30 protein-coding genes are annotated in these 24,780 nt (G+C 51.8%); 13 read left to right on the plus strand and 17 right to left on the minus strand.

Annotated features, from left to right (window positions below):
• Positions 1-84: 84 nt before the first annotated feature.
• Both PSF28_RS21415 and PSF28_RS21420 read right to left on the minus strand, forming a co-directional pair.
• The gene (locus tag PSF28_RS21415; RefSeq protein WP_168697686.1) at positions 85-1,134 is read right to left on the minus strand and encodes a hypothetical protein; all 1,050 of its coding nucleotides are present in this window, start codon (positions 1,132-1,134) and stop codon (positions 85-87) included.
• Entirely contained in the window at positions 1,127-1,843 is a 717-nt protein-coding gene (locus PSF28_RS21420) for a hypothetical protein (protein WP_131680283.1), read from the minus strand. The genes PSF28_RS21415 and PSF28_RS21420 overlap by 8 nt, the downstream gene beginning before the upstream one ends.
• Before the next feature lie 153 nt (positions 1,844-1,996).
• Here PSF28_RS21420 and PSF28_RS21425 point away from each other — a divergent pair, with 153 nt between their 5' ends.
• Entirely contained in the window at positions 1,997-2,731 is a 735-nt protein-coding gene (locus tag PSF28_RS21425; protein WP_131680282.1) for a hypothetical protein, read from the plus strand.
• A 35-nt stretch (positions 2,732-2,766) separates the two neighbouring features.
• Here the strand turns inward: PSF28_RS21425 and PSF28_RS21430 are convergent, their stop codons facing one another.
• The 7 genes from PSF28_RS21430 to PSF28_RS21460 form a co-directional block, all read right to left on the minus strand.
• Positions 2,767-3,555 (minus strand): SDR family NAD(P)-dependent oxidoreductase, encoded by a 789-nt coding sequence (locus tag PSF28_RS21430; protein ID WP_131680281.1) that lies wholly within the window; start codon positions 3,553-3,555, stop codon positions 2,767-2,769.
• A gap of 18 nt (positions 3,556-3,573) precedes the next feature.
• The gene (locus tag PSF28_RS21435) at positions 3,574-4,722 is read right to left on the minus strand and encodes an MFS transporter (RefSeq protein ID WP_336298962.1); all 1,149 of its coding nucleotides are present in this window, start codon (positions 4,720-4,722) and stop codon (positions 3,574-3,576) included.
• Positions 4,723-4,742: 20 nt separating this feature from the next.
• Positions 4,743-5,222 carry a cupin domain-containing protein gene (locus PSF28_RS21440; RefSeq protein WP_168697685.1) on the minus strand — a complete coding sequence of 160 codons (480 nt, stop codon included), beginning with the start codon at positions 5,220-5,222 and terminating at the stop codon, positions 4,743-4,745.
• A 113-nt stretch (positions 5,223-5,335) separates the two neighbouring features.
• On the minus strand, positions 5,336-5,917 hold the full coding sequence (locus tag PSF28_RS21445; RefSeq protein WP_131680278.1) for a TetR/AcrR family transcriptional regulator: 582 nt from the start codon (positions 5,915-5,917) through the stop codon (positions 5,336-5,338).
• 146 nt (positions 5,918-6,063) lie between these two features.
• Positions 6,064-6,588, minus strand: a complete 525-nt coding sequence (locus PSF28_RS21450) for a type I-E CRISPR-associated protein Cas6/Cse3/CasE (protein WP_165568262.1) — start codon at positions 6,586-6,588, stop codon at positions 6,064-6,066.
• A gap of 402 nt (positions 6,589-6,990) precedes the next feature.
• The gene (locus tag PSF28_RS21455) at positions 6,991-7,875 is read right to left on the minus strand and encodes a DNA replication terminus site-binding protein (RefSeq protein WP_131680276.1); all 885 of its coding nucleotides are present in this window, start codon (positions 7,873-7,875) and stop codon (positions 6,991-6,993) included.
• Positions 7,876-7,998: 123 nt separating this feature from the next.
• Positions 7,999-8,832, minus strand: a complete 834-nt coding sequence (locus tag PSF28_RS21460) for a hypothetical protein (protein WP_136135236.1) — start codon at positions 8,830-8,832, stop codon at positions 7,999-8,001.
• Between the two features lie 409 nt (positions 8,833-9,241).
• Between PSF28_RS21460 and PSF28_RS21465 the strand changes: the two genes are divergently transcribed.
• On the plus strand, positions 9,242-10,576 hold the full coding sequence (locus tag PSF28_RS21465; protein ID WP_136135235.1) for an HNH endonuclease: 1,335 nt from the start codon (positions 9,242-9,244) through the stop codon (positions 10,574-10,576).
• A 194-nt stretch (positions 10,577-10,770) separates the two neighbouring features.
• A complete protein-coding gene (locus tag PSF28_RS21470) occupies positions 10,771-11,166 on the plus strand; it encodes a VOC family protein (protein ID WP_131680273.1) in 396 nt (131 codons plus the stop codon).
• A 143-nt stretch (positions 11,167-11,309) separates the two neighbouring features.
• Here PSF28_RS21470 and PSF28_RS21475 read toward each other — a convergent pair whose 3' ends face one another.
• The 7 genes from PSF28_RS21475 to merR form a co-directional block, all read right to left on the minus strand.
• Positions 11,310-11,792 carry a hypothetical protein gene (locus PSF28_RS21475; RefSeq protein WP_131680272.1) on the minus strand — a complete coding sequence of 161 codons (483 nt, stop codon included), beginning with the start codon at positions 11,790-11,792 and terminating at the stop codon, positions 11,310-11,312.
• Between the two features lie 184 nt (positions 11,793-11,976).
• A complete protein-coding gene (locus PSF28_RS21480) occupies positions 11,977-12,408 on the minus strand; it encodes a hypothetical protein (protein WP_131680271.1) in 432 nt (143 codons plus the stop codon).
• Positions 12,409-12,470: 62 nt separating this feature from the next.
• Positions 12,471-12,956 carry a hypothetical protein gene (locus tag PSF28_RS21485; RefSeq protein ID WP_131680270.1) on the minus strand — a complete coding sequence of 162 codons (486 nt, stop codon included), beginning with the start codon at positions 12,954-12,956 and terminating at the stop codon, positions 12,471-12,473.
• 525 nt (positions 12,957-13,481) lie between these two features.
• Positions 13,482-14,354: a RepB family plasmid replication initiator protein gene (locus PSF28_RS21490; RefSeq protein WP_240704994.1), complete on the minus strand. Its 873-nt coding sequence runs from the start codon at positions 14,352-14,354 to the stop codon at positions 13,482-13,484.
• A 303-nt stretch (positions 14,355-14,657) separates the two neighbouring features.
• The gene (locus tag PSF28_RS21495) at positions 14,658-14,963 is read right to left on the minus strand and encodes a hypothetical protein (RefSeq protein ID WP_131680268.1); all 306 of its coding nucleotides are present in this window, start codon (positions 14,961-14,963) and stop codon (positions 14,658-14,660) included.
• A complete protein-coding gene (locus PSF28_RS21500) occupies positions 14,953-15,276 on the minus strand; it encodes a hypothetical protein (protein WP_136135234.1) in 324 nt (107 codons plus the stop codon). Before PSF28_RS21500 ends, PSF28_RS21495 begins: the two co-directional genes overlap by 11 nt.
• A gap of 68 nt (positions 15,277-15,344) precedes the next feature.
• Positions 15,345-15,800 (minus strand): Hg(II)-responsive transcriptional regulator, encoded by a 456-nt coding sequence (gene merR, locus PSF28_RS21505; RefSeq protein WP_001166628.1) that lies wholly within the window; start codon positions 15,798-15,800, stop codon positions 15,345-15,347.
• 71 nt (positions 15,801-15,871) lie between these two features.
• On the opposite strand from merR, the gene merT reads away from it, so the two are divergent.
• From merT to PSF28_RS21555, 10 genes are all read left to right on the plus strand, one after another.
• Positions 15,872-16,237, plus strand: a complete 366-nt coding sequence (gene merT / locus PSF28_RS21510) for a mercuric ion transporter MerT (RefSeq protein ID WP_001294656.1) — start codon at positions 15,872-15,874, stop codon at positions 16,235-16,237.
• A gap of 15 nt (positions 16,238-16,252) precedes the next feature.
• Positions 16,253-16,528: a mercury resistance system periplasmic binding protein MerP gene (merP, locus tag PSF28_RS21515; protein WP_000732275.1), complete on the plus strand. Its 276-nt coding sequence runs from the start codon at positions 16,253-16,255 to the stop codon at positions 16,526-16,528.
• Between the two features lie 27 nt (positions 16,529-16,555).
• Positions 16,556-16,981 carry an organomercurial transporter MerC gene (merC, locus tag PSF28_RS21520; protein WP_000522996.1) on the plus strand — a complete coding sequence of 142 codons (426 nt, stop codon included), beginning with the start codon at positions 16,556-16,558 and terminating at the stop codon, positions 16,979-16,981.
• 38 nt (positions 16,982-17,019) lie between these two features.
• Positions 17,020-18,705: a mercury(II) reductase gene (merA, locus tag PSF28_RS21525; RefSeq protein ID WP_000209296.1), complete on the plus strand. Its 1,686-nt coding sequence runs from the start codon at positions 17,020-17,022 to the stop codon at positions 18,703-18,705.
• 17 nt (positions 18,706-18,722) lie between these two features.
• Positions 18,723-19,088 carry a mercury resistance co-regulator MerD gene (gene merD / locus PSF28_RS21530; protein ID WP_001277466.1) on the plus strand — a complete coding sequence of 122 codons (366 nt, stop codon included), beginning with the start codon at positions 18,723-18,725 and terminating at the stop codon, positions 19,086-19,088.
• Complete coding sequence (gene merE, locus PSF28_RS21535; protein WP_001087807.1) at positions 19,085-19,321, plus strand: broad-spectrum mercury transporter MerE; 237 nt, start codon at positions 19,085-19,087, stop codon at positions 19,319-19,321. Before merD ends, merE begins: the two co-directional genes overlap by 4 nt.
• Positions 19,322-19,386: 65 nt before the next feature.
• Positions 19,387-19,599 (plus strand): DUF3330 domain-containing protein, encoded by a 213-nt coding sequence (locus PSF28_RS21540; protein WP_000993245.1) that lies wholly within the window; start codon positions 19,387-19,389, stop codon positions 19,597-19,599.
• A gap of 125 nt (positions 19,600-19,724) precedes the next feature.
• Positions 19,725-20,285, plus strand: coding sequence for a recombinase family protein (locus PSF28_RS21545; protein WP_000147567.1), 561 nt, complete (start codon positions 19,725-19,727; stop codon positions 20,283-20,285).
• Positions 20,286-20,287: 2 nt separating this feature from the next.
• Positions 20,288-23,254 carry a Tn3-like element TnAs3 family transposase gene (locus PSF28_RS21550; protein WP_001138064.1) on the plus strand — a complete coding sequence of 989 codons (2,967 nt, stop codon included), beginning with the start codon at positions 20,288-20,290 and terminating at the stop codon, positions 23,252-23,254.
• A 66-nt stretch (positions 23,255-23,320) separates the two neighbouring features.
• Positions 23,321-23,698, plus strand: coding sequence for a GNAT family N-acetyltransferase (locus PSF28_RS21555; RefSeq protein WP_000656305.1), 378 nt, complete (start codon positions 23,321-23,323; stop codon positions 23,696-23,698).
• A 200-nt stretch (positions 23,699-23,898) separates the two neighbouring features.
• Here the strand turns inward: PSF28_RS21555 and PSF28_RS21560 are convergent, their stop codons facing one another.
• Complete coding sequence (locus PSF28_RS21560; protein WP_000412211.1) at positions 23,899-24,558, minus strand: type A-1 chloramphenicol O-acetyltransferase; 660 nt, start codon at positions 24,556-24,558, stop codon at positions 23,899-23,901.
• Positions 24,559-24,780 lie beyond the last annotated feature (222 nt).

Raw genomic sequence — 24,780 nt, forward strand, 5'->3', positions numbered from 1 at the left:
ATCCCCCTCGCAAAATTACAGTTTTCAAAATGATGTCGTGATTTTGAGAAAAAAAGGTCGTCAGTTAGCGACCGTATTTCACCGTCAATCTGTGATCACAAAGGTCGGCACTTCAGCCCCTATCGTCACGCGTTTCAAGTAAGCTTCTATCGCGGGCGTATCCAAACTTCCAGTAGAGCGTAGTTCAGCGGCCATATCCGTTAATAACGTGACGTTGTCACGCATGAACTGATTGATGATAGCGACCTGCTCGTCATGAAGGGCATTAAAGGCTGAGATGTTATTGCGCAGAGATTCGTCTTTACTGTCATCGAGCAGTAGCACATTGCCAAAGCCGTTCTGAAGGTAACGTTCTGCTTGCTCACTCCAGGAACGCATATCTTCCTGTGAGCCTTCGAATTGCTTGCCATAGACGGCTAATTCCGCTGCGGATCCTCCGAGTGCCAACAACATGCGCCAATAAAGCTGATCACGCGTGGCTCGGCCGTCAAGTACCACGTTACTTTCCATATAGCCCAGGCGCAGTGCATTCCCGCGCGCTTCACGCGCAAGGACAACCCGCATGAATTCCGGGTGCGTATTCTGAAGGGCGTACACCAGAGCATGCCCGCATTCGTGGATTGCGGTCAGTTTTAACGAGGCTTCTGATTGCCGAAGAGGTACCGACATGCGACCAGACATGGCAATCGACGTTTGCGCCTTTCGTTTCGCGGCGCATATCCGGTACAGGAAGACGGAAATATAGATACTGATCACGGTAGTAACAGCTGACTCGGGGTCATGCATAGCCCCGTCAATAATGCCGTTTATCACGTCCTGTACTTGCACCAAAAATCGGCAGGCCAAGTGAAAAACGATCCCCAGCAACACGATATCGTACAAGAGACTACGGAGGTATCCGATATAGTCGAACGTTGTCGCACGTATAAAAGTGGTGATCACTAACCAGACCACACCCAGAGGCATCGCCAGATCCAATAGGTTTACGATTAATTTTGTTGAGCCTGTCGCGGTATCGGGTGCGGGCCATGCCAAAAAGGACCAGAGGAAGAGTCCGGCCAATGTGATGAAGGAAAGGTGCTCACGAACAAAGGCGGTTGCGCGCACCCATAGCGGGATCTGCTGCTTAATCATGATTTTCCTCCCACAAATTGATGGGCCCATTGGTTTGACGATGTTGTAGTGGTCGGGTCAATACCGCAGGGTTTGTCTCGTTGAGATACCGGCCAATTTCAATCTCCGCCTTTACACCGCGAATGATGATACCGGCCAGGTGCAGCGCTTCGGGCAAATCGTAAACCGTCGGTTCGTCAATGGGGTCACCACATTGCTCTCGTCCTGCCGTGATGCATAAAGGAATTATCAGGTCGCTATCCTTTGAATGAAAATCACAGCTGAGCATGTGACTATCATCATGACGGTAAGGCCAAACATGCGCCGTCAGCGCCTGCCCTTTGGCCTGCTCACGAACATAAGCCACTATCTTTCCTGCAATGCTATGAAGGCCTGTATCGGTGAAGGTGAACCCAGAGGGAACCAGCTGACTCTTTTTAGGGGATTCCAGCGCGTCACGGGCATCGCTTTCGAGTTGGTATTGGTCCAGCATCTCGGCAACCGCCTCGAAATTCAGGACATCGCTCAGAGCCTTGTTGAGGTCACCATTATGAGCCTGACTGGTTTTCAGGTGATTTTCGGCCACCTTCACCAGCATATCAGCGGCCTGGTCGAGCAAGGTCACTACCTGCCGCATCAAGGATGTCGTTGCGGCGTTCTCCGCTTCGGGTAACACGCCTGCTTGTTGCAGCGTGTTTTTCAGGTGGTTAATCACATTTTCGTAGTACATGGAGCTATGCCTATGAGTGGTAAGAGGTTCCTCATGGTAGTGGCCTGACAGGGTATCGCGAACCTTTAAGGTCCCCGTTTTGTTGCCCTTTTCGGTACTGCAATTTTCACGTCAATGTTATGGTTTTGAAAATTCACAATGAGGACTGTTTTGATGAAGAAAATCACGCTGGCCCTGCTGGTGGGCTTAACCTGCTCAACGTCGGCGCATGCCAGTTACACGCTCCTTGATGAGACTGACACGCAAGCCTATGAAGCCCCCCACTATGATGGCGGGATCTATGGTTCTAACGCGCAGGTTAACCTGCCACCGTTGCCGAAGGCTGAAGAAAAGCCCGAGCCGGAGCCAATCCATTCAGTTGATGTGAGTGAATTCAGCGTGGCGGGGATCCGTCTGGGAATGGATTTGGATACAGCGCTTGAAGCGGCAAATCAGCATGCAGAACAACGCAATATCGGCGGTGTACGGACTCAAAATCGTGACGGCAAAGTTACGTCACTGGCCTGGGGAAATGCGAATGAAGAGGTTATCGTCCAACTGATTGATGACACTGAAGCTGCGCCAGACAAAAGCGTCGTAAAATCTATTCGTTACACCTTCAACAGCCCGGACAGTCTGGTTACTGGCGCGATTGAAAAATACGGCGAACCCAGCACTAAATCTAAGGGGAAGTTTATCTGGTGTTCCGCGAAAAGTGATGTAAGGAGTGAGTGCGATATGCACACGGCTTGGATGCAGATTGATACTTACACAGTCAGCAGCATTGGTATTTTGGATGTCGTCGATCCAGCCCTGGTAAAACGGAACAAGCCACTGCCGGAAGAAAAGGATGCCGTTTCGGCCGCTGAAGAGAAAGTCACACAAGCATTGCTTTCACCTGGCCTATAAGAAACAACCAGCCAAACGGCTGGTTGATTATCATATTAAAGGCAAGAGCCTCCAGACGTATCAATGACCTGCCCGGTTATCCAACGACTTCGTTCAGATGCCAAGAAAGAAACTACATCGGCAATATCGTTAGGTTTGCCCACGCGAGAAAACACAGAGAATTCGGACGCCATCTTTTGAGCCTGTGCCTCGTGTAACCAACCGCTGTTCATGTCAGTATCAACAACGCCTGGCGCAACGGCATTCACTGTAATACCACGAGCACCCAATTCGCTTGCAAGCGATAACGTGAGCGTATTTATCGCGCCCTTAGATGCCGCATAAATAGCTCTTTGGGGATCGGCTACTCGTGTTAACACCGTCGATACGTTGATAATGCGGCCCGCAGCATTTATATGCGGTATTGCAGCTTTCAGTAAGAAAAATGGCGCTTCAACGTTGATAGACATGACCGCACTATAAATAGCAGGGGTAGTTTCAGTGATTGAGGCAGAAGGTGCTACACCAGCACAATTAACCAGCACATCAATCCCTTGGTATCCCCGTTCTTGAATGCGAGCGAAAAATTCATTCCAAAGCAATGAAGCTTCGTGCGCTGCATCAAGTGCAAAGTCAGCCGTAAAAATATCAGCATCCACCCCAAGCTGGTGGATCTCACGAATAACAGATTGCGCAGCCACCCGGTCTTTCCCACAATGGATCCCTATGTAAGCAGCGCCCATTTTAGCCAACGTCAGCGCAATCTCACGGCCTATCCCTCTTGAGCCCCCCGTGACTAAAGCCACCTTCCCAGATAATTCTTTTTCAACGTTGTGCGTTACCATTTAAAAATCTCCGCTCAATCAGTTAACCCGAGACAGACTCGGTTTTTTACTTCCAAACGTCACGGTCTGTGCCGCGACGGCCAGAATTGCCAATACCGTTAATCCCGCACCCGTCCAAGTTGCGACGACCGGATCTTGACCAAACACATTCATCGAAAATGCACTAAACATCGTGCCTAACGTCACCCCCATCGTGATAACCGCAGTATGGACGGTTGTGACCAGATAGCCTGTGCCACCAGCTTGGGTCACTCTGGTGATCAGTGCAGGATTCATTGAAATACCGATCAGTCCAACAAGCAGCACCATTAAGAGGGTAATTGTCTTTATTTCACTGAACATGGATAGCGTAATCAGGGCTACGAGTAACAAACCATGCCCCAGGCGTAAAACTCCGACAGGATGAGCATCGGCGAACCGACCAACGATGAGGTTGCCGATCACTGTACAGATGCCATAACCCAGCAAAATGAGCGTCGTTACGTCTGAGCTAAAACCAGCGTTATCTTGCAGTAAAGGCGTGAAGAAAGAGAAAGAACCGTAAGCCGCACCGATCGTTAAAAAACTCACCAGGTAGCGAGACCACAACTTAGGTGATTTTAGGTTTTGTAGGTCTTCAACGGATTCGCTTTCAGTCGCCTTTGCCAAGTCAGGCAAGCCTATTTTGGCTAATAGACTGACAAGCAGAGCAGCGACGCCTAACAGGTAAAAACAGCTTTGCCAGTCCCACTGTGTGGCGATGAAATGGCTAAGCGGTAAGCCAATGACTGTCCCCACCATCATACCGCTAAGGACAATGGAGACGCTTCGGCCAATTTTGTCAGGTGATGGCGCGATCCTGGCTGCAAAGGTTAAGGCAAGACCAAACGTGGCACCGGACAGACACCCAGTGAGTACCCGAGCCAATGCAAGCCACCAATAGGCATGCACAACCGGCGCGATAATTTCGATGATGGCATAAGCCGCAATGATGCCTGTCAATACTGACCGTGGTGAACTACGTCTTAAAACATAAGCGATAATCGGTCCACCGATCGCCATGCCTAATGCGTAAACGGAAACCAATAAACCGACCTGGCCGGTTGTCGCATTGAGATCATTAGCAATGTTCGGCAGCATGCCTGCGGTTTGTAGTTCGCTCATCGTGACGACTAAAATTGTCATCATCAATATATAGAGATGTCGGTTCAAATTTTTTCCTCTTGGTATGATCCATATTTTGCCCCAATGAGACGGGCAACCTCTTGATTAGTGCTGGAGACCTCAGGGATTGGCCTTCCTGCACTTGCTGTGAGACCGACTTCTAAAAAGAACCTTTCGAAGCCTCCCGGCGTAAAAATGAGTAACTGTTTTGCAAAATCCTTGGTGTTGTTTCTAAAGCCGTGCATCATGCCTCTTGGCACAAAGATTAGGCTTCCGGCTTGTGCGACAAACGTGTCATCTCCAGCGGAAATATCTAGTTGCCCGTGGGTGACATAAAAAATTTCATCCTCATTAAGGTGGTTATGACGTGGAGGCCCACCGCCAGGTGGGATAGTTGCCTCTAAAATAGAGAGTTGCCCTTGAGCGGCACAGGGACCGATCAAGACCGAGTACAGATCACCATTCATCCAAACGGACTCACCGTTACCAGAAGAAATATGAAATGCCTTTTCTGACGAATGCATGGTTATCAACTCCATTGTTTATCGATTAGTAAAGAACTATACAAAAGCAACTACACCTTATTGTTTACTGAATGGTAAACAATAAGGCGAATAAATAAGGTTCACGTATAGGCTTAGATTTTTTTGACGATACCTTCCGCTGTCTGGAGTAGATAATCACGATCTGGCATAGAAATGCCCATAATTCGTAACCCGTAGTACCCGGACAAAAAAGCTTTGGCGCGGGTGCTGATATCCGTGTCGGATGTGAATTCGCCCTTCTCTACACCTTCAGCAATAACTTTTTCAATCATTGCAGCCAGGCGTAACAGATAGTGCTGGTTGATGGATTGGATTTCCGGATCTTTAAAGTTACGCTCAAGTACAGAATGTAATGCGAGACAACCTCTTGGGTTATCCTGGTCGAGGTCGATGGAAATACCCCACTGGAGCATATCGAAAAGGCGCTCTTTTGCCGGTTTGTCGGCGGAGAGAATTTCTCTTTGATAGTGAATGCCGATCTCTTGATAATGGCGCAGCGCCTTTTGATACAAACCTTGTTTGTTACCAAAGGCATGATACAAGCTGCCACGACCAAGACCAGTCACCTCACATAACGTCTGGGTGCCACTCGCTTCATAGCCGTTATTCCAGAAGACATTCATTGCGGACTCAATGACAGCTTGGTCATCGTACTCCTTTGGCCTACCACTCATATCGATCCACCTCTTTATCAATTGAGGACAGTTAACCAGTTCTTTACTGACCAGTCAATAATAATATTTTATCGGTCAGTACACAATGAGGTTGGCCTTCAAGGTCAGGAATATTGCCGGGTACTCTCCGGCAAGACGTGAGTGGGTTATTGGGTCGTTACTGTAATTTGGCCAACTCCAAAAATACGTTTTCGACCAATACCAAAGACAAATGCTTTTTCAAAGTCGGCCACAGAAGACACGACCCCAGTTGCATGGAATGTGCAGGCAGGGATATGGATCCGGTGCCCTTTTTGCATTGACGGGTCAACCTTTTTAACGACGAGGCGGTCCATTTTATTTACCCCGACATGGTGGGGCGTTAAACCTGCACGGCTCAGGCGGTATTTTACGAATTCGGGCAATTCCCCTGATGGCGGGCAGACCTCACGTTTTCGGCCGTTTAAGACTTCTCGCCGAACCGCAGCGATGGTCCCTGTGATAACGACCTCCTGTCCTTCGGAAAAATACATGCTTTTTTGTACCTCACCGGGTACGCCAATGGCTTGTGCTGTTCGCAATAAGATATGAGTATCATTACCCGTGCCAGGTTGTATGGAAAACGAATACGGGAGTTTAACCTTGCACTGTTCCTGAATGAAATAATCCAGATGCTGATGTATTCCGTACACATCACTTGAGGGGATCCTCAAGCGCAGCGCGCTTTCATAATATTTCATGCATAGTCTCGCCTGAAGCCTTAGATTGTATTACCTAAGATTTCCTCATAGTAATACGCGGCTTCCAGGTGACGAAATTAGTGAGGCAGTAACGGGAAAAGAAGTTACGAACGACTAAGGGCGGTCCGGCCAACGACCGCAGAAGTCGTACACGCCAAACTCAATGAGTTTCAATGTAGTTGCGGAAGGTTGAAAAAAAACGGGTTTTTGGGAGTCATTCTGTTCAATGTTGATGATTGCAGGCTCCGGCCAGAAGCCTGCATGTTCCTCATCGGTGTACCCGGACTGATCTTGTCTAAGCCAAGCGTCATAATCCTTGTTGTATATTTTATAGTAATTCATAGGGTGTATGAATTAGCCCCCTATTAACATTTCGATCGTTTCGCCGTGGAAAGTCCCGATCACCTCTGTTGCCAACCGGTCTTTGCTTCGCTGTATATCGCGTGGCGAATAGTTTTTTAAAGGTTTCACGTCCAGACTTTGATTCTGGATGATGATATACGGCATTAGTGCCGTTACCCCTTTGAGCGTTGGTGGTTCGCCTTCCACTTCTGCTCTAAACTGAATGTTCGCCACGGGCTGAATTTTGGCCGGTCGGCGCAGACGTAGTTTGTCTTGTGGTGTATTAGCAATCCGCTGTACCAGGTTACCGACCGGGACGGTTACGTCGCTATTGTCCAAAACGTCAGCCTGCATGTTGGCGAGCAATTTGGCCTTATCCGGGATCCGAAGCAATGATTTTCGTTGCCAGGAAAAGCGCACAGACTGTATATCCGCGTTATGCCAGGCTCTTATTTGGCGATACAAATGCAGGGTCATCACGCCAGGGCATGCATTATGCAGCGCATTGAAACGAGCATTCTGCGAACTGTAATCAGTGATGATGTGATCTTGTATTGACTGTTTGGCCGTGTTGATAGCCGTTACCAGCGCCATCACGTCCGATGTGAACTCTGGTGTTTCGTCATCATACCAAAGTACACCGGCAGTCCGGCGAGTCGATTTTTGTGACAAGCCATCTTTAATGTGCAGATCGGTGTATGAGCGTTGTGTCTGCTCAATAGCCTGGGCACCGTATAACAATGTGGGTTCAATGCGATCAACCGGTAAGTTTTCATCGCCATCAGCGACGGGCGGAATGACACAAACACGGGCATATAGCGGAGATTTCTCCGCCAGCACGCGTTTAAGCAACGCCAGATTGTCTTCCAGATGATGGAAGGTTTCTGCGATGTTCATCGTATTCAATCCCCGAAAAAGGGTAGCTTGCAAATCCCCCCGCCGAAGCAGGGGCTGTATATATGTCCATACTTTATACAATTTTCACCCACAAAGGCAAGACGTGGTTATTTTGTTTACAGGTTAGCCGAAAAAGGTTTCAGTACCCTCAGCTTTGTTTGTTAACCAGCGATGGGCATCACTGATTGTTTTCGGACGTTGTGGGCTGCGCATCAGTTCGCAGAATTCGCGGTGTAAATTGAAAGTAGCGGCCAGGCGCATTAAACCGTCAATTTCGGCGGGGCTGATCGGCCGCTCAAGTATCAGTTTTGAACTTTTAGCAGAGACGGCTCTACGTAAAGAATGGAACATGATGGCAAGGCAAAATGGCAGAACGATAAAGGGGTAGCCCTCTTTCAAACTATTCATGGAATTAAACAACAGGACAGTCGCGGCTGCGGCAAACAGCATGCTGCCAAAACTTAGCCATTTAAATAAAGGGCCTGCGTACTTAAGCATCAACAATTTCAGAAACTGTCTATCGCTGATCTGCTCTTCCTGCTTGAGTGAATATGTGGTCGAGATAACGGTAATTAGTCCCTTATCAAACTCGGCAATTGAAATCGGCGTAACCTGCTGACTGTACCAAGCATTGAACTCTTCTTTTACACCTACGTTATCGACAAGATCGGTATAAAACTGATCCTCCGGCCATTGAATTTTTTGTGCGAGATAGGCATCTGGCCCACCGGCTTTATCTAAAAAGTGGACTTTAAGTGCGTAACGGGAAATGCTGAAGAATAGGATTGCTAACAACTGGAGGATAGCGGCGATGACGCCACCATCTAACCAGTTGTTAGCCAGTAAGCTTTTGACAAGAACTGCGACACTGAGCACCTGAAGCATCACCGCGAAAGCAACAATTGACCATGCGTATCTGCCAGTAAAAGAAATGCATTTATCTATATTCAGTTTCATTTAAATCTGTCGATTTTGAATTATCGGATATAGCGTGAATGATAACCCAATTAGAATGTCATGTACGAAAAAAAGGGGACATAACGAGCCTCTTTTTTGTTGCGAGCAATGAAAGCGACTCGTTAAATTAACGCGAGCGAGTAGTGAAATAGTGATTGACCTTTGCCAACAAACACGCAAATCTAAACCAACATACGATATAGGTTCTATACATCACCGCTGCAACCCTGAAGACATTTTTTACCTCTTTTATCGTTGAAATATCCTTCCTCCCCCCCCTCTTATTTTTTCTCTTTTTCTCTCTCTTTATCTCTTCTTTTCTCACGGTCGCCATCCAAGAATAACGTGCCGATTTCAAATATAAACGCGGAACCCAGGCGGGCTCTCGTATTATCTCGGGACGGCGGGAATGAAGCTCGGACTGGGTTTTGCCCCAAGCGAAGCGCCGGGGCATAGGGTTACACCCCTTATTGTATGTTGGTTTAGTTTTTTAAGTTGGAATTTACCCTTTTCCATATATACTAATATTAAAACTAATAAGGGCATAAATATCATGCATAAGTGTATATATACTAAAGAAGAATTTGAGTCTGCCTCTAAGGAACACATACTACAAAACTTCCTAGGACCTAAATGGGTTTCTAAAGAAATAGTTTCAAACTCGGCTCAAGAGATTTTTGGAAAAGAAATTGACTTGGCTTTCTCCAAACCTTTTGAATTCATAAGAAATCAAATTGACGCCAAAACAAGTCGCGGCAGAGATGCGCCTACAATAAAAAAACTTCGTGGTGATGACTCTTCCGTTATCGACTTGCGGCCAAGAGGAAAACCTGAATACGCTGAACCCAAAATAGTCACCACCGAACTCGAAAATGGAAGGACCAGTGTTCAAGTTCTATGTGCCGATCCCAGCATGTTGCCTTGGGCTTACAAAAAATTTATTGAAATGTTTCCTAATAGCGGAGTTACACAGGAAGATTTTCTGTCTAATTACAAGCAAAAATCTGGTCTAATGAATGAATCATTCCCCGTTAATATATCATTTGGGGGGAAAGATTATTTTCGAGGTGCAATGAAAAGTGTATTCAACTTGCTAGGTATTAATGATAAGGAATTGGCACTTCAAGAAATATTCGATCCAGTGAGAAATTTTATACTTAAAGGCGTAGGTGAATCTCATGAATTTGTAAGTTGGCCCAAAGAAACAGCTTCCAGATTACCAACCCTATCAGATTTTAGCCATCTTATTGCAGTATATTCTAACGGTACATCTGTCGAAGGTTTTATGAGGCTTTATGGCTGCATTGAACATTTATTTAAACTCACAGATGAATATGACGGTGAACCTTTCTGCTATTCATTCCTTGTAGATCCTTTAAGACTCAGCTCCACTTGTGAAATAAGAAATAGTGTTGAGGTAACTACATTATCACTCCCTTCTTTCGATTCAGGAACCAACCTCCCTAATGAATCCACATGGGCGTTCTACAGAAGTGCCATTCAAAATTTTGGTATAGCAGTAAGTAAATATAATTTAACTTTGGATTTTTTAAAAAAAATCAAAGAAAAACTAAAAGAGAGTGGGATGTCAGACCAAGATTCAGCTGGCATTTGTGATGGCTTCAAACCCATTTTATTCCAGAAATTGCGAGAGATTAATGACCAAAATCAATCCGAAATATCCTCTTTTATAATAGATTACCTCGCTAGCGTTACTATGCACAAACAAATGCCGCAGGGTTAGTGCGGCATCCTTCTGGTGTTTTTTAACCCCGCTTTGGGGGAACCCCTCGCGTGGCGCGTCCCCTCTGACACGCTCGCTATTCCAGTTACGATCAGAATATCATACCGGTCGCCGATTGCATCTTTTTTAGACTATTGATTTCCTCTTTTCTAACGATATTCTCTTTTCGTACCCATATTAAAACTGGAGATAGAATGCGTTCACATAAAAGATGTCTCGGCTATGTAGCCTTAGTCGTTGATGATTATGATAAAGCCATCGAATATTACACAGACAAACTCGGTTTCACCCTCGTAGAAGACACTCCCCAGCCAGGTAAACGTTGGGTTGTTGTCACTCCACAAGTCGGTAGTGATTGCAACATATTACTCGCTCGCGCCTCCAACGACCGTCAAAGTAAGTTCGTAGGCGATCAGGCTGGTGGACGCGTATTTATGTTTTTGCAGACCGATGATTTTTGGCGTGACTACAACCGCATGAAAGAAAAAGGTGTTAAATTCACCCAAGAACCTCGTGAAGAGGAATATGGTAAGGTTGTTGTCTTCGAAGACATTTATGGCAACCGCTGGGACCTTTACGAAAACGCTTAAATATACGGAAGCCCCTTTGCCGGGGCTGACCGCTGAATGTATTACTTGCCTAATCCACAGCAACTACAGATACAGCCATAATCTCCCGCTTACACCTTCAGATTTCACGTAACGCGGTCGAAACCACCTACATCACAATACTGTCACTTAGTTTCTTCTGGGATCACTGCAAGAGGTTGGTCACTGTGAACGACTTGCCAGCATTTTGAGAACTTCAGCCGCAGCACCTGCGCCTGGCAGACCACGACGGTATCTTCGCTGTCTCGCAAAGCGACAAGTTTTTTACCCGCCAGCATCGGAGTCAGCCCACCCGATATACCCGATAAAACATGTTTACTACCGGCCAGGTTGATTACCGTGTTATTACCATCAAAGGCCCGGATCAGTGAATAGCGATAAGGCCCTTCAAAATATACCGGCTGAACCAGCTCCTGCTTCTCCCCTTCCCCCAGAGAATTAACAAAAAACTGGTCGTAGTTCATGCGTAATTTTTTCACGCCAGTCGGATCCTGATTAGCCACCGAGGACGGCACTGCAAAATTCACCTGTTGCATTTCAGCCGAAACGGCCATGCCGGAAGCAGCCAATGTCATCACGGAAACAATTACCTTGATCATGGTTTTCATATGCTCATCTCGTTTGTAAAACCCTTACGGGTGGCGGTCGCAATGCCGGTTACCCCAAGTACGATTAAATTACCTGGTTTTAGCGGTCATTTTCACTGTTTGGGCTTTGGGGGTTCCCCCCTGTCAGCCCGTGGAAACGCCAGCCTGATCATCGCCTGTAAAATCAGCGCATCAGGCCCGATTACTACAATGGCGTTTCTTCGTTTTGAGGCACAAATAACAGGCAGGAACCAGTGCCAGATTGCACCACCTCCGGCGAGCAAGCGTAGGTTTCCTTTGTAGAGGCGAAGACAGTGAACGCCCAGCCACCAGGAGGCATCTTGCCTTTTCCTGGTCTGAGCCAATCCACCTGCCCTTTCAGTTCGTATCGGCTTCCGTCATAAATAACGACGGTGTGCAGCGACTGGTCAACGGAAGTTACTTCCTCAACCAGGAATAATTCGACGGGTCCATCATGGACATGATGTTTGATTTCAGAATACGGCCGCGTTTCCACAGGGCTTGCGCCGATCTGATTAACGCGGGAGTCCTGTTGCTGATCGGACGTATCGACTGACGCATGGAGCTCTGATGTCAACATGAGCATACCAGCAAGAAGTAGGAATGGCTTTTTCAACACTTACCCCCTTTTATCGCTCCCCCACGGAGCAAAAATAGAAAGTTTGCCCCTCAGCAAACTCACTGTTTTTTGATACTGACCGACTGACGCATGATTGCCAACACATCACTGGCCGACATTTTCCATGCTTCAGCTTGACGTCGCAGTACAAACGCGCCCAGCTCTATTCGCCGAGCATGATCTAACATGAATGTCATGGTGTTCCCGGCCTCACTGATCGTCATGCCGCAACCCACAGACCCATTGTTATTTACCACAAAGCCTTTGTTTTTGTTCGCACCGTGGAACTTAGCACGCATTTCTTTTTCGAGCCCGAATAAAGTGCCGCAAAATGAGGTCAATTCATATCGGGAGAGTTGTATCGTGATTTTCTGATCCCATAACACTTCGCGCCCTTCCGACGTCATGGGTGCTATCGAGATATTCAGCGTCAAAAAACCATCTTTTCCTTCGGACTGCACGTATTGAACATCCAATGCCGTCCGTTTTTTTTCATCGCGCTGGCGATCAGAGTACAGCTTCAGCTGTTCACCAAATTGACTCATAAATCCTCCTATCACCATAGTAACTGTGGCCTGGCCTGTGACGAAACTTTCGTCTTTCTTCTTTGTAAAGTGAGTTTGAACGGGTAATTACATTGTTATTTTAAGACCGGTACGGGACATCCCACCTCACCTAAGTGAGTTTGAACGGGAAATATATACTTCGTTTCGGTGCGTTTGAACGGGAAATATAGCGTTATTGATCAAGGAATCCATCAAAAAGTGAGTTCGAATGGGTTATCGTCAGTCTGGTACCAATTTTTAACCCTACCACAAGCCCTTTCTGTTCAATTTGCCAGCGTTAAATGTCATCACACCCCCTTCTCCGCTTTTTCTCACCCGCTATAGCTCACTTTTCTACTCAGTATCCTGCTGCAACTCACTTTTCATCGGCAGCCTACCCGCTAGAACTCACTTTTTTCATCCGCTCACGATACCAAAGCCCCCGTTCAAACTCACTCTACCATTCGTTTTGTTTACTCTGGGCATAAAAAAACCGCCTTACGACGGGTCTCCGATATATTTCACTTAATCCAATGTCGGGTTCCGGTTGTGAATATGTACAACAGATTCCCGCCCGGCCTTCATAACCTCGTACTGCAAGTAGCCAATACTATTCAGTTCGCTAAGCGCATCAGTGATTTTACGATTTTGGTCAGCGACCCTACCGTTCATCATCAATCGCTCACGAAGCCGCGACATTAAGATCGGCGCTGGCTGTCGTGGTAATGCTTCGAAATAGGTATACAGCGCCTGGGCTGTTTCATTTCTCGGCAATGCCAATAACGGCTTGCGTCGTAACAAACTTAAGTGATCATTGCTATAGAGCTCCCAAAGACGCTCATCAGCCTCCAACACCACCAGATCTTCGACAACATCAAATTCCGCCTTTACCAGTAGACCGGTAACCAAAAACTTCTTGGTGCCTGGTGTCGTGAACGTGATGGTCTTTGCCCTGATACGTGTTAATGAGTCGGCTATCTCCTTACGCAATTTCGAATCTAGCCGCTTCGATGGATACCCGCAGAACTGCGAGAACTCGCTGAACTTCACCTTAATCTTATTGCCATGCATAGCATCAGGACTGGCGCTAAACGCATGAATAATCCCAAGCCAACATCGGAAATCAATGAAATAGTTAAGCTGTGGACCGGTGATCACCACATTGGTGTAACCCTCACTGCGAGCGTACTCCAGACGGCTAAGCGATTCACTCGCATCCAACGGTTTGCCCGCTTTCCCTTTCGATCGGATATTCGGTGTGAACACGCCAAGCCGCAATAACGAGACGGGTTGAACACTTGAATTGTTTGTTATTGTGAGTTTCCTGTGTGACGAATTTTCGTCAGCAGGTATCGCATCCTTGAATAACAGGATGTTATTACTGCAATTTTGGTGCATCAAACCATAACCCCTCATGGTTGTGAATAAAAACTCGGCTTTCCCCTCTAAGACTCACCGAGTTTCCCACTGTAACACACCTAAATCCCTTTCAAACTCACTTTTTTCCCTTTCAAACTCACTTTCTTCCCTTTCAAACTCACCGCAATCCTCTACAAGCCAGGCCACCAGCGGCCTGCGAGGAACGGGGATCTTTTAGGATCTGTAAGGAACTAATTAGGTTAATTATTAGGATCTAGCCTGTTGAAAAGTGGATAAGCATAAACCAGACCCTTATTGAGGAACTGGTTTTTATCAGAATGGCTATTCAGCCCAGTGGGCTTTGAGGTGTCGGTTGGCTTCATCTAACGCTGCGGTAGCCGATGGCATGATCCGGTTATCAAAGACCCAGGGCGCGTCTTTCCAGTTACCTTGCTGCCTAATGTAACCCAATTTAATCGCTTCCATGAATGTCATTGACTTAGGACTAGGAGGCTTTACCTCCAGACCCTTGGCGCGATTGACACGTACCTTCAGGTAGGCCAGTACACGCTCAGCCTGCATTTCTTTTCGACCTGACAAGTCCCAGATACTGCGTCTCAGAAGTTTGATGCCTTGTTCACTCGTCATCAGTTTCCCTTTCCGAGTTCAACACGTTAATGCTTGGCAGGTCACACTGAAACCTCGTGTCATCAGCACGGTCTATCCAGGTCAAACACGCACCCGAGCGCCAGACTTCCAACACGGGATCACTCATGCAGTTTTCCACACTCTCATCTTCGTCATCAAAATCGTCAAACGTAGCCTCACTGTAGATAACGACATGAAGGAATTGCGGGTTTCTTTCCAATACAGCAAAAGCGTCGATCAGCGCCGATTTATCGAACTTAAGCGTCACATTCAGGAGGCGGATATCTTCCTGGAGTTTTAATTCTGTCAGCATAGTGTATCTCTTTTTAAGGCTGAGGCTCTCTCAAAGGGGTCGTCTCAGAATTCGGAAAATAAAGCACGCTAAGGCGTAGTCACCCCGTGACTCCCCCGCGCCGATGCAGCGAGCTTCGTTCCGTCTTGCAGTGACGCAATCAGCGGGCAGGAAACGTTCCCTTTCCGCGCATGGCAGGCGCACACCAGTTCAGACAGCACGGCCTCCATGCGTGCCAAGTCGGCCATCTTCTCGCGCACATCCTTGAGCTTGTGCTCGGCCAGGCCGCTGGCTTCCTCGCAATGGGTGCCATCCTCCAGCCGCAGTAGCTCGGCGATTTCGTCCAGGCTAAAGCCCAGCCGCTGGGCCGATTTCACGAACCGCACTCGTGTTACATCCGCCTCGCCATAGCGGCGAATGCTGCCATAGGGCTTGTCTGGCTCCGGCAGCAGGCCCTTGCGCTGGTAGAACCGGATGGTCTCCACATTGACCCCGGCCGCCTTGGCAAAAACGCCAATGGTCAGATTCTCAAAATTAATTTGCATATCGCTTGACTCCGTACATAACTACGGAAGTAAGCTTAAGCTATCCAAACCAAATTTGAAAGGACAAGCGTATGTCTGAACCACAAAAGTCTGAACCACAAAACGGGCGCGGCGCGCTCTTCGCCGGTGGGCTGGCCGCCATTCTTGCGTCGGCCTGCTGCCTGGGGCCGCTGGTTTTGATCGCCTTGGGGTTCAGCGGGGCATGGATCGGCAACCTGACGGTGCTGGAACCCTATCGCCCGATCTTCATCGGCGCAGCGCTGGTCGCGCTGTTTTTCGCCTGGCGGCGCATCTACCGCCCGGCGCAAGCCTGCAAACCGGGTGAGGTCTGCGCGATTCCCCAAGTGCGAGCTACTTACAAGCTCATTTTCTGGATCGTGGCCGCGCTGGTCCTGGTCTCGCTCGGATTTCCCTACGTCATGCCATTTTTCTATTAATCACAGGAGTTCATCATGAAAAAACTGTTTGCCGCCCTCGCCCTCGCTGCCGTTGTTGCCCCCGTGTGGGCCGCCACCCAGACCGTCACGCTGTCCGTGCCTGGCATGACCTGCGCCTCTTGCCCGATCACTGTCAAGCACGCGCTTTCCAAGGTTGAGGGCGTGAGCAAGACCGACGTAAGTTTCGACAAGCGCCAGGCCGTCGTCACCTTCGACGATGCCAAGACCAACGTCCAGAAGTTGACCAAGGCGACCGAGGACGCGGGCTATCCGTCCAGCCTCAAACGCTGATCCGTTAACCGAACTCGGGAGCGACACATGGGACTCATCACGCGCATCGCTGGCAAAACCGGCGCGCTCGGCAGCGTCGTTTCCGCGATGGGCTGCGCCGCCTGTTTTCCTGCCATCGCCAGCTTTGGCGCGGCCATCGGACTGGGCTTCTTGAGCCAGTACGAGGGGCTATTCATTGGCATCCTGCTGCCGATGTTCGCCGGCATCGCGTTACTCGCCAATGCTATCGCTTGGCTCAATCATCGACAGTGGCGACGCACGGCGCTCGGCACGATAGGCCCGATCTTGGTGCTGGCAGCGGTGTTTTTAATGCGGGCTTACGGCTGGCAGAGCGGTGGACTGCTCTATGTCGGCCTGGCCTTGATGGTTGGGGTGTCGGTCTGGGATTTCATCTCGCCAGCACATCGCCGCTGCGGGCCGGACAGCTGTGAATTGCCAGAACAACGTGGCTGACGGCAACAGCCGTAGCCACCACAGAAAAGGAAAAATACATGACCACCCTGAAAATCACCGGGATGACCTGCGACTCGTGCGCGGCTCACGTCAAGGAAGCCTTGGAGAAAGTGCCCGGCGTGCAATCGGCGCTGGTGTCCTATCCGAAGGGCACAGCGCAACTCGCCATTGAGGCGGGCACGTCATCGGATGCGCTGACTACCGCCGTGGCCGGACTGGGCTACGAGGCAACGCTTGCCGATGCGCCACCGACGGACAACCGCGCCGGCCTGCTCGACAAGATGCGCGGCTGGATAGGGGCCGCTGATAAGCCCAGTGGCAACGAACGCCCGTTGCAGGTCGTCGTCATTGGTAGCGGTGGAGCCGCGATGGCGGCAGCACTGAAGGCCGTCGAGCAAGGCGCGCAGGTCACGCTGATTGAGCGCGGCACCATCGGCGGCACCTGCGTCAACGTCGGTTGTGTGCCGTCCAAGATCATGATCCGCGCCGCCCACATCGCCCATCTGCGCCGGGAAAGCCCATTCGACGGCGGCATGCCACCCACACCGCCGACGATCTTGCGCGAGCGGCTGCTGGCCCAGCAGCAGGCCCGTGTCGAAGAACTCCGTCATGCCAAGTACGAAGGCATCCTGGACGGCAATTCAGCCATCACCGTTCTGCACGGTGAAGCGCGTTTCAAGGACGACCAGAGCCTTATCGTTAGTTTGAACGAGGGTGGCGAGCGCGTCGTGATGTTCGACCGCTGCCTGGTCGCCACGGGTGCCAGCCCGGCGGTCCCGCCGATTCCGGGCTTGAAAGAGTCACCCTACTGGACTTCCACCGAGGCCCTGGCGAGCGACACCATTCCCGAACGCCTTGCCGTAATCGGCTCGTCGGTGGTGGCGCTGGAGCTGGCGCAAGCCTTTGCCCGGCTGGGCAGCAAGGTCACGGCCCTGGCGCGCAATACCTTGTTCTTCCGTGAAGACCCGGCCATCGGCGAGGCGGTGACAGCCGCTTTCCGTGCCGAGGGCATCGAGGTGCTGGAGCACACGCAAGCCAGCCAGGTCGCCCATATGGACGGTGAATTCGTGCTGACCACCACGCACGGTGAATTGCGCGCCGACAAGCTGCTGGTCGCCACCGGCCGGACACCGAACACGCGCAGCCTGGCATTGGAAGCGGCGGGGGTAGCCGTCAATGCGCAGGGGGCCATCGTCATCGACAAGGGCATGCGCACCAGTAGCCCGAACATCTACGCGGCCGGCGACTGCACCGACCAGCCGCAGTTCGTCTATGTGGCGGCAGCGGCCGGCACTCGTGCGGCGATCAACATGACTGGCGGCGATGCGGCCCTGGACCTGACCGCAATGCCGGCCGTGGTGTTCACCGACCCGCAGGTCGCCACCGTGGGCTACAGCGAGGCGGAAGCACATCACGACGGGATCGAGACCGACAGTCGCCTGCTAACACTGGATAACGTGCCGCGTGCGCTTGCCAACTTCGACACACGCGGCTTCATCAAGCTGGTCATCGAGGAAGGTAGCGGACGGCTCATCGGCGTGCAAGCGGTGGCCCCGGAAGCGGGTGAACTGATCCAGACGGCGGTGCTCGCCATTCGCAACCGTATGACCGTGCAGGAACTGGCCGACCAATTGTTCCCCTACCTGACCATGGTCGAAGGGCTGAAGCTCGCGGCGCAGACCTTCAGCAAGGACGTGAAGCAGCTTTCGTGCTGCGCCGGATGAGGAAAAGGAGGTGTTCAATGAGCGCCTACACAGTGTCCCGGCTGGCCCTTGATGCCGGGGTGAGCGTGCATATCGTGCGCGACTACCTGCTGCGCGGATTGCTACGGCCGGTCGCGTACACCACGGGCGGCTACGGCTTGTTCGATGACACCGCGTTGCAACGGCTGCGCTTTGTACGGGCTGCCTTCGAAGCGGGTATCGGCCTGGACGCACTGGCGCGGCTGTGCCGGGCGCTGGATGCTGCGGACGGTGACGGTGCGTCTGCGCAGCTTGCCGTGTTGCGGCAACTCGTCGAGCGTCGGCGCGAGGCCCTGGCCAGCCTCGAAATGCAACTGGCCGCCATGCCAACCGAACCGGCACAGCACGCGGAGAGTCTGCCATGAACAGCCCAGAGCACTTGCCGTCTGAGACGCACAAACCGATCACCGGCTACTTGTGGGGCGCGCTGGCCGTGCTCACCTGTCCCTGCCATTTGCCGATTCTCGCCATTGTGCTAGCCGGCACGACGGCCGGCGCGTTCATCGGGGAGCACTGGGGTATTGCAGCCCTCACGCTGACCGGCTTGTTTGTCCTGTCTGTGACGCGGCTGCTGCGGGCCTTCAAGGGAAGATCATGACCGCTTCCCAGCCAGCCGAGAGTGGGCAGCTTTGAGCTTCGCTACCAATCTGGAGGAGTACCACCATGAACGCAAACGCCCCGAACACTGCCAGTTGCACCACCTGCTGCGTATGCTGCAAAGAAATTCCGCTCGATGCCGCCTTCACCCCGGAAGGCGCGGAATACGTCGAACATTTCTGCGGGCTGGATTGCTATGAACGCTTCCAGGCACGCGCCAAGGCCGCGACAGAATCTGACATTGCGCCTGTCCCTGGCGGTTCGCAGCCGTCAGATTGAGGCATACCCTAACCTGATGTCAGATGCCATGTGTAAATTGCGTCAGGATAGGATTGAATTTTGAATTTATTGACATATCTCGTTGAAGGTCATAGAGTCTTCCCTGACATTTTGCAGGGAATTCCATGACTGGACAGCGCATTGGGTATATCAGGGTCAGCACCTTCGACCAGAACCCGGAACGGCAACTGGAAGGCGTCAAGGTTGATCGCGCTTTTAGCGACAAGGCATCCGGCAAGGATGTCAAGCGTCCGCAACTGGAAGCGCTGATAAGCTTCGCCCGCACCGGCGACACCGTGGTGGTGCATAGCATGGATCGCCTGGCGCGCAATCTCGATGATTTGCGCCGGATCGTGCAAACGCTGACACAACGCGGCGTGCATATCGAATTCGTCAAGGAACACCTCAGTTTTACTGGCGAAGACTCTCCGATGGCGAACCTGATGCTCTCGGTGATGGGCGCGTTCGCCGAGTTCGAGCGCGCCCTGATCCGCGAGCGTCAGCGCGAGGGTATTGCGCTCGCCAAGCAACGCGGGGCTTACCGTGGCAGGAAGAAATCCCTGTCGTCTGAGCGTATTGCCGAACTGCGCCAACGTGTCGAGGCTGGCGAGCAAAAGACCAAGCTTGCTCGTGAATTCGGAATCAGTCGCGAAACCCTGTATCAATACTTGAGAACGGATCAGTAAATATGCCACGTCGTTCCATCCTGTCCGCCGCCGAGCGGGAAAGCCTGCTGGCGTTGCCGGACTCCAAGGACGACCTGATCCGACATTACACATTCAACGATACCGACCTCTCGATCATCCGACAGCGGCGCGGGCCAGCCAATCGGCTGGGCTTCGCGGTGCAGCTCTGTTACCTGCGCTTTCCCGGCGTCATCCTGGGCGTCGATGAACTACCGTTCCCGCCCTTGTTGAAGCTGGTCGCCGACCAGCTCAAGGTCGGCGTCGAAAGCTGGAACGAGTACGGCCAGCGGGAGCAGACCCGGCGCGAGCACCTGAGCGAGCTGCAAACCGTGTTCGGTTTCCGGCCCTTCACCATGAGCCATTACCGGCAGGCCGTCCAGATGCTGACCGAGCTGGCGATGCAAACCGACAAAGGCATCGTGCTGGCCAGCGCCTTGATCGGGCACCTGCGGCGGCAGTCGGTCATTCTGCCCGCCCTCAACGCCGTCGAGCGGGCGAGTGCCGAGGCGATCACCCGTGCTAACCGGCGCATCTACGACGCCTTGGCCGAACCACTGGCGGACGCGCATCGCCGCCGCCTCGACGATCTGCTCAAGCGCCGGGACAACGGCAAGACGACCTGGTTGGCTTGGTTGCGCCAGTCTCCGGCCAAGCCAAATTCGCGGCATATGCTGGAACACATCGAACGCCTCAAGGCATGGCAGGCACTCGATCTGCCTACCGGCATCGAGCGGCTGGTTCACCAGAACCGCCTGCTCAAGATTGCCCGCGAGGGCGGCCAGATGACACCCGCCGACCTGGCCAAATTCGAGCCGCAACGGCGCTACGCCACTCTCGTGGCGCTGGCCACCGAGGGCATGGCCACCGTCACCGACGAAATCATCGACCTGCACGACCGCATCCTGGGTAAGCTGTTTAACGCTGCCAAGAATAAGCATCAGCAGCAGTTCCAGGCGTCAGGCAAGGCCATCAACGCCAAGGTACGTCTGTACGGGCGCATCGGTCAGGCGCTGATCGACGCCAAGCAATCAGGCCGCGATGCGTTTGCCGCCATCGAGGCCGTCATGTCCTGGGATTCCTTTGCCGAGAGCGTCACCGAGGCGCAGAAGCTCGCGCAACCCGATGACTTCGATTTCCTGCATCGCATCGGCGAGAGCTACGCCACCCTGCGCCGCTATGCACCGGAATTCCTTGCCGTGCTCAAGCTGCGGGCCGCGCCCGCCGCCAAAAACGTGCTTGATGCCATTGAGGTGCTGCGCGGCATGAACACCGACAACGCCCGCAAGCTGCCAGCCGATGCACCGACCGGCTTCATCAAGCCGCGCTGGCAGAAACTGGTGATGACCGACGCCGGCATCGACCGGCGCTACTACGAACTGTGCGCGCTGTCCGAGTTGAAGAACTCCCTGCGCTCGGGCGACATCTGGGTGCAGGGTTCACGCCAGTTCAAGGACTTCGAGGACTACCTGGTACCGCCCGAGAAGTTCACCAGCCTCAAGCAGTCCAGCGAATTGCCGCTGGCCGTGGCCACCGACTGCGAACAATATCTGCATGAGCGGCTGACGCTGCTGGAAGCACAACTTGCCACCGTCAACCGCATGGCGGCAGCCAACGACCTGCCGGATGCCATCATCACCGAGTCGGGCTTGAAGATCACGCCGCTGGATGCGGCGGTGCCCGACACCGCGCAGGCGCTGATAGACCAGACAGCCATGGTCCTGCCGCACGTCAAGATCACCGAACTGCTGCTCGAAGTCGATGAGTGGACGGGCTTCACCCGGCACTTCACGCACTTGAAATCGGGCGATCTGGCCAAGGACAAGAACCTGTTGTTGACCACGATCCTGGCCGACGCGATCAACCTGGGCCTGACCAAGATGGCCGAGTCCTGCCCCGGCACGACCTACGCGAAGCTCGCTTGGCTGCAAGCCTGGCATACCCGCGACGAAACGTACTCGACAGCGTTGGCTGAACTGGTCAACGCTCAGTTTCGGCATCCCTTTGCCGGGCACTGGGGCGATGGCACCACATCATCATCGGACGGACAGAATTTCCGAACCGCTAGCAAGGCAAAGAGCACGGGGCACATCAACCCAAAATATGGCAGCAGCCCAGGACGGACTTTCTACACCCACATCTCCGACCAATACGCGCCATTCCACACCAAGGTGGTCAATGTCGGCCTGCGCGACTCAACCTACGTGCTCGACGGCCTGCTGTACCACGAATCCGACCTGCGGATCGAGGAGCACTACACCGACACGGCGGGCTTCACCGATCACGTCTTCGCCCTGATGCACCTCTTGGGCTTCCGCTTCGCGCCGCGCATCCGCGACCTGGGCGACACCAAGCTCTACATCCCGAAGGGCGATGCCGCCTATGACGCGCTCAAGCCGATGATCGGCGGCACGCTCAACATCAAGCACGTCCGCGCCCATTGGGACGAAATCCTGCGGCTGGCCACCTCGATCAAGCAGGGCACGGTGACGGCCTCGCTGATGCTCAGGAAACTCGGCAGCTACCCGCGCCAGAACGGCTTGGCCGTCGCGCTGCGCGAGTTGGGCCGCATCGAGCGCACGCTGTTCATCCTCGACTGGCTGCAAAGCGTCGAGCTACGCCGCCGCGTGCATGCCGGGCTGAACAAGGGCGAGGCGCGCAATGCGCTGGCCCGTGCCGTGTTCTTCAACCGCCTTGGTGAAATCCGTGACCGCAGTTTCGAGCAGCAGCGCTACCGGGCCAGCGGCCTCAACCTGGTGACGGCGGCCATCGTGCTGTGGAACACGGTCTACCTGGAGCGTGCGGCGCATGCGTTGCGCGGCAATGGTCATGCCGTCGATGACTCGCTATTGCAGTACCTGTCGCCACTCGGCTGGGAGCACATCAACCTGACCGGTGATTACCTATGGCGCAGCAGCGCCAAGATCGGCGCGGGGAAGTTCAGGCCGCTACGGCCTCTGCAACCGGCTTAGCGTGCTTTATTTTCCGTTTTCTGAGACGACCCCTATTATGGCGAAGGTATCATTCAGGAAGCGTTGATGAAGGATTATCTCTGTAAAAAGTTATTCAACCGGCTTTCCGGTACCCTGGTGATCAGAGCGCGCTGCGGCAATAACATTACTGGCCTGGCATGTTGCAATATTCTTTATCCCTCGCCCCGATACAGCGGTCAGCTGCATATTAAAGAGCTGTATGTTTCTCAGTGCGATCGAAATAAGGGCACGGGTAAAGCGATAATGCGCTTTATAGCCCGGCTTGCGCTTGAACAGGAATGCCTTAGCCTTAGCTGGAACGCTGAAAAATCCAACCCCGGCGCTAACCGTTTTTATCAGGCTCTGGGAGGCAGAATAAATGATCATATCGTCAATTATTACCTCCACGGGGAGAGCCTGAGCAAACTGGCCTCAGGCATTTGAGAAGCACACGGTCACACTGCTTCCGGTAGTCAATAAACCGGTAAACCAGCAATAGACATAAGCGGCTATTTAACGACCCTGCCCTGAACCGACGACCGGGTCGAATTTGCTTTCGAATTTCTGCCATTCATCCGCTTATTATCACTTATTCAGGCGTAGCAACCAGGCGTTTAAGGGCACCAATAACTGCCTTAAAAAAATTACGCCCCGCCCTGCCACTCATCGCAGTACTGTTGTAATTCATTAAGCATTCTGCCGACATGGAAGCCATCACAAACGGCATGATGAACCTGAATCGCCAGCGGCATCAGCACCTTGTCGCCTTGCGTATAATATTTGCCCATGGTGAAAACGGGGGCGAAGAAGTTGTCCATATTGGCCACGTTTAAATCAAAACTGGTGAAACTCACCCAGGGATTGGCTGAGACGAAAAACATATTCTCAATAAACCCTTTAGGGAAATAGGCCAGGTTTTCACCGTAACACGCCACATCTTGCGAATATATGTGTAGAAACTGCCGGAAATCGTCGTGGTATTCACTCCAGAGCGATGAAAACGTTTCAGTTTGCTCATGGAAAACGGTGTAACAAGGGTGAACACTATCCCATATCACCAGCTCACCGTCTTTCATTGCCATACGGAATTCCGGATGAGCATTCATCAGGCGGGCAAGAATGTGAATAAAGGCCGGATAAAACTTGTGCTTATTTTTCTTTACGGTCTTTAAAAAGGCCGTAATATCCAGCTGAACGGTCTGGTTATAGGTACATTGAGCAACTGACTGAAATGCCTCAAAATGTTCTTTACGATGCCATTGGGATATATCAACGGTGGTATATCCAGTGATTTTTTTCTCCATTTTAGCTTCCTTAGCTCCTGAAAATCTCGATAACTCAAAAAATACGCCCGGTAGTGATCTTATTTCATTATGGTGAAAGTTGGAACCTCTTACGTGCCGATCAACGTCTCATTTTCGCCAAAAGTTGGCCCAGGGCTTCCCGGTATCAACAGGGACACCAGGATTTATTTATTCTGCGAAGTGATCTTCCGTCACAGGTATTTATTCGGCGCAAAGTGCGTC

The sequence above is a fragment of the Providencia sp. PROV130 genome, from assembly GCF_028482225.1.
Taxonomy (GTDB): domain Bacteria; phylum Pseudomonadota; class Gammaproteobacteria; order Enterobacterales; family Enterobacteriaceae; genus Providencia; species Providencia rettgeri.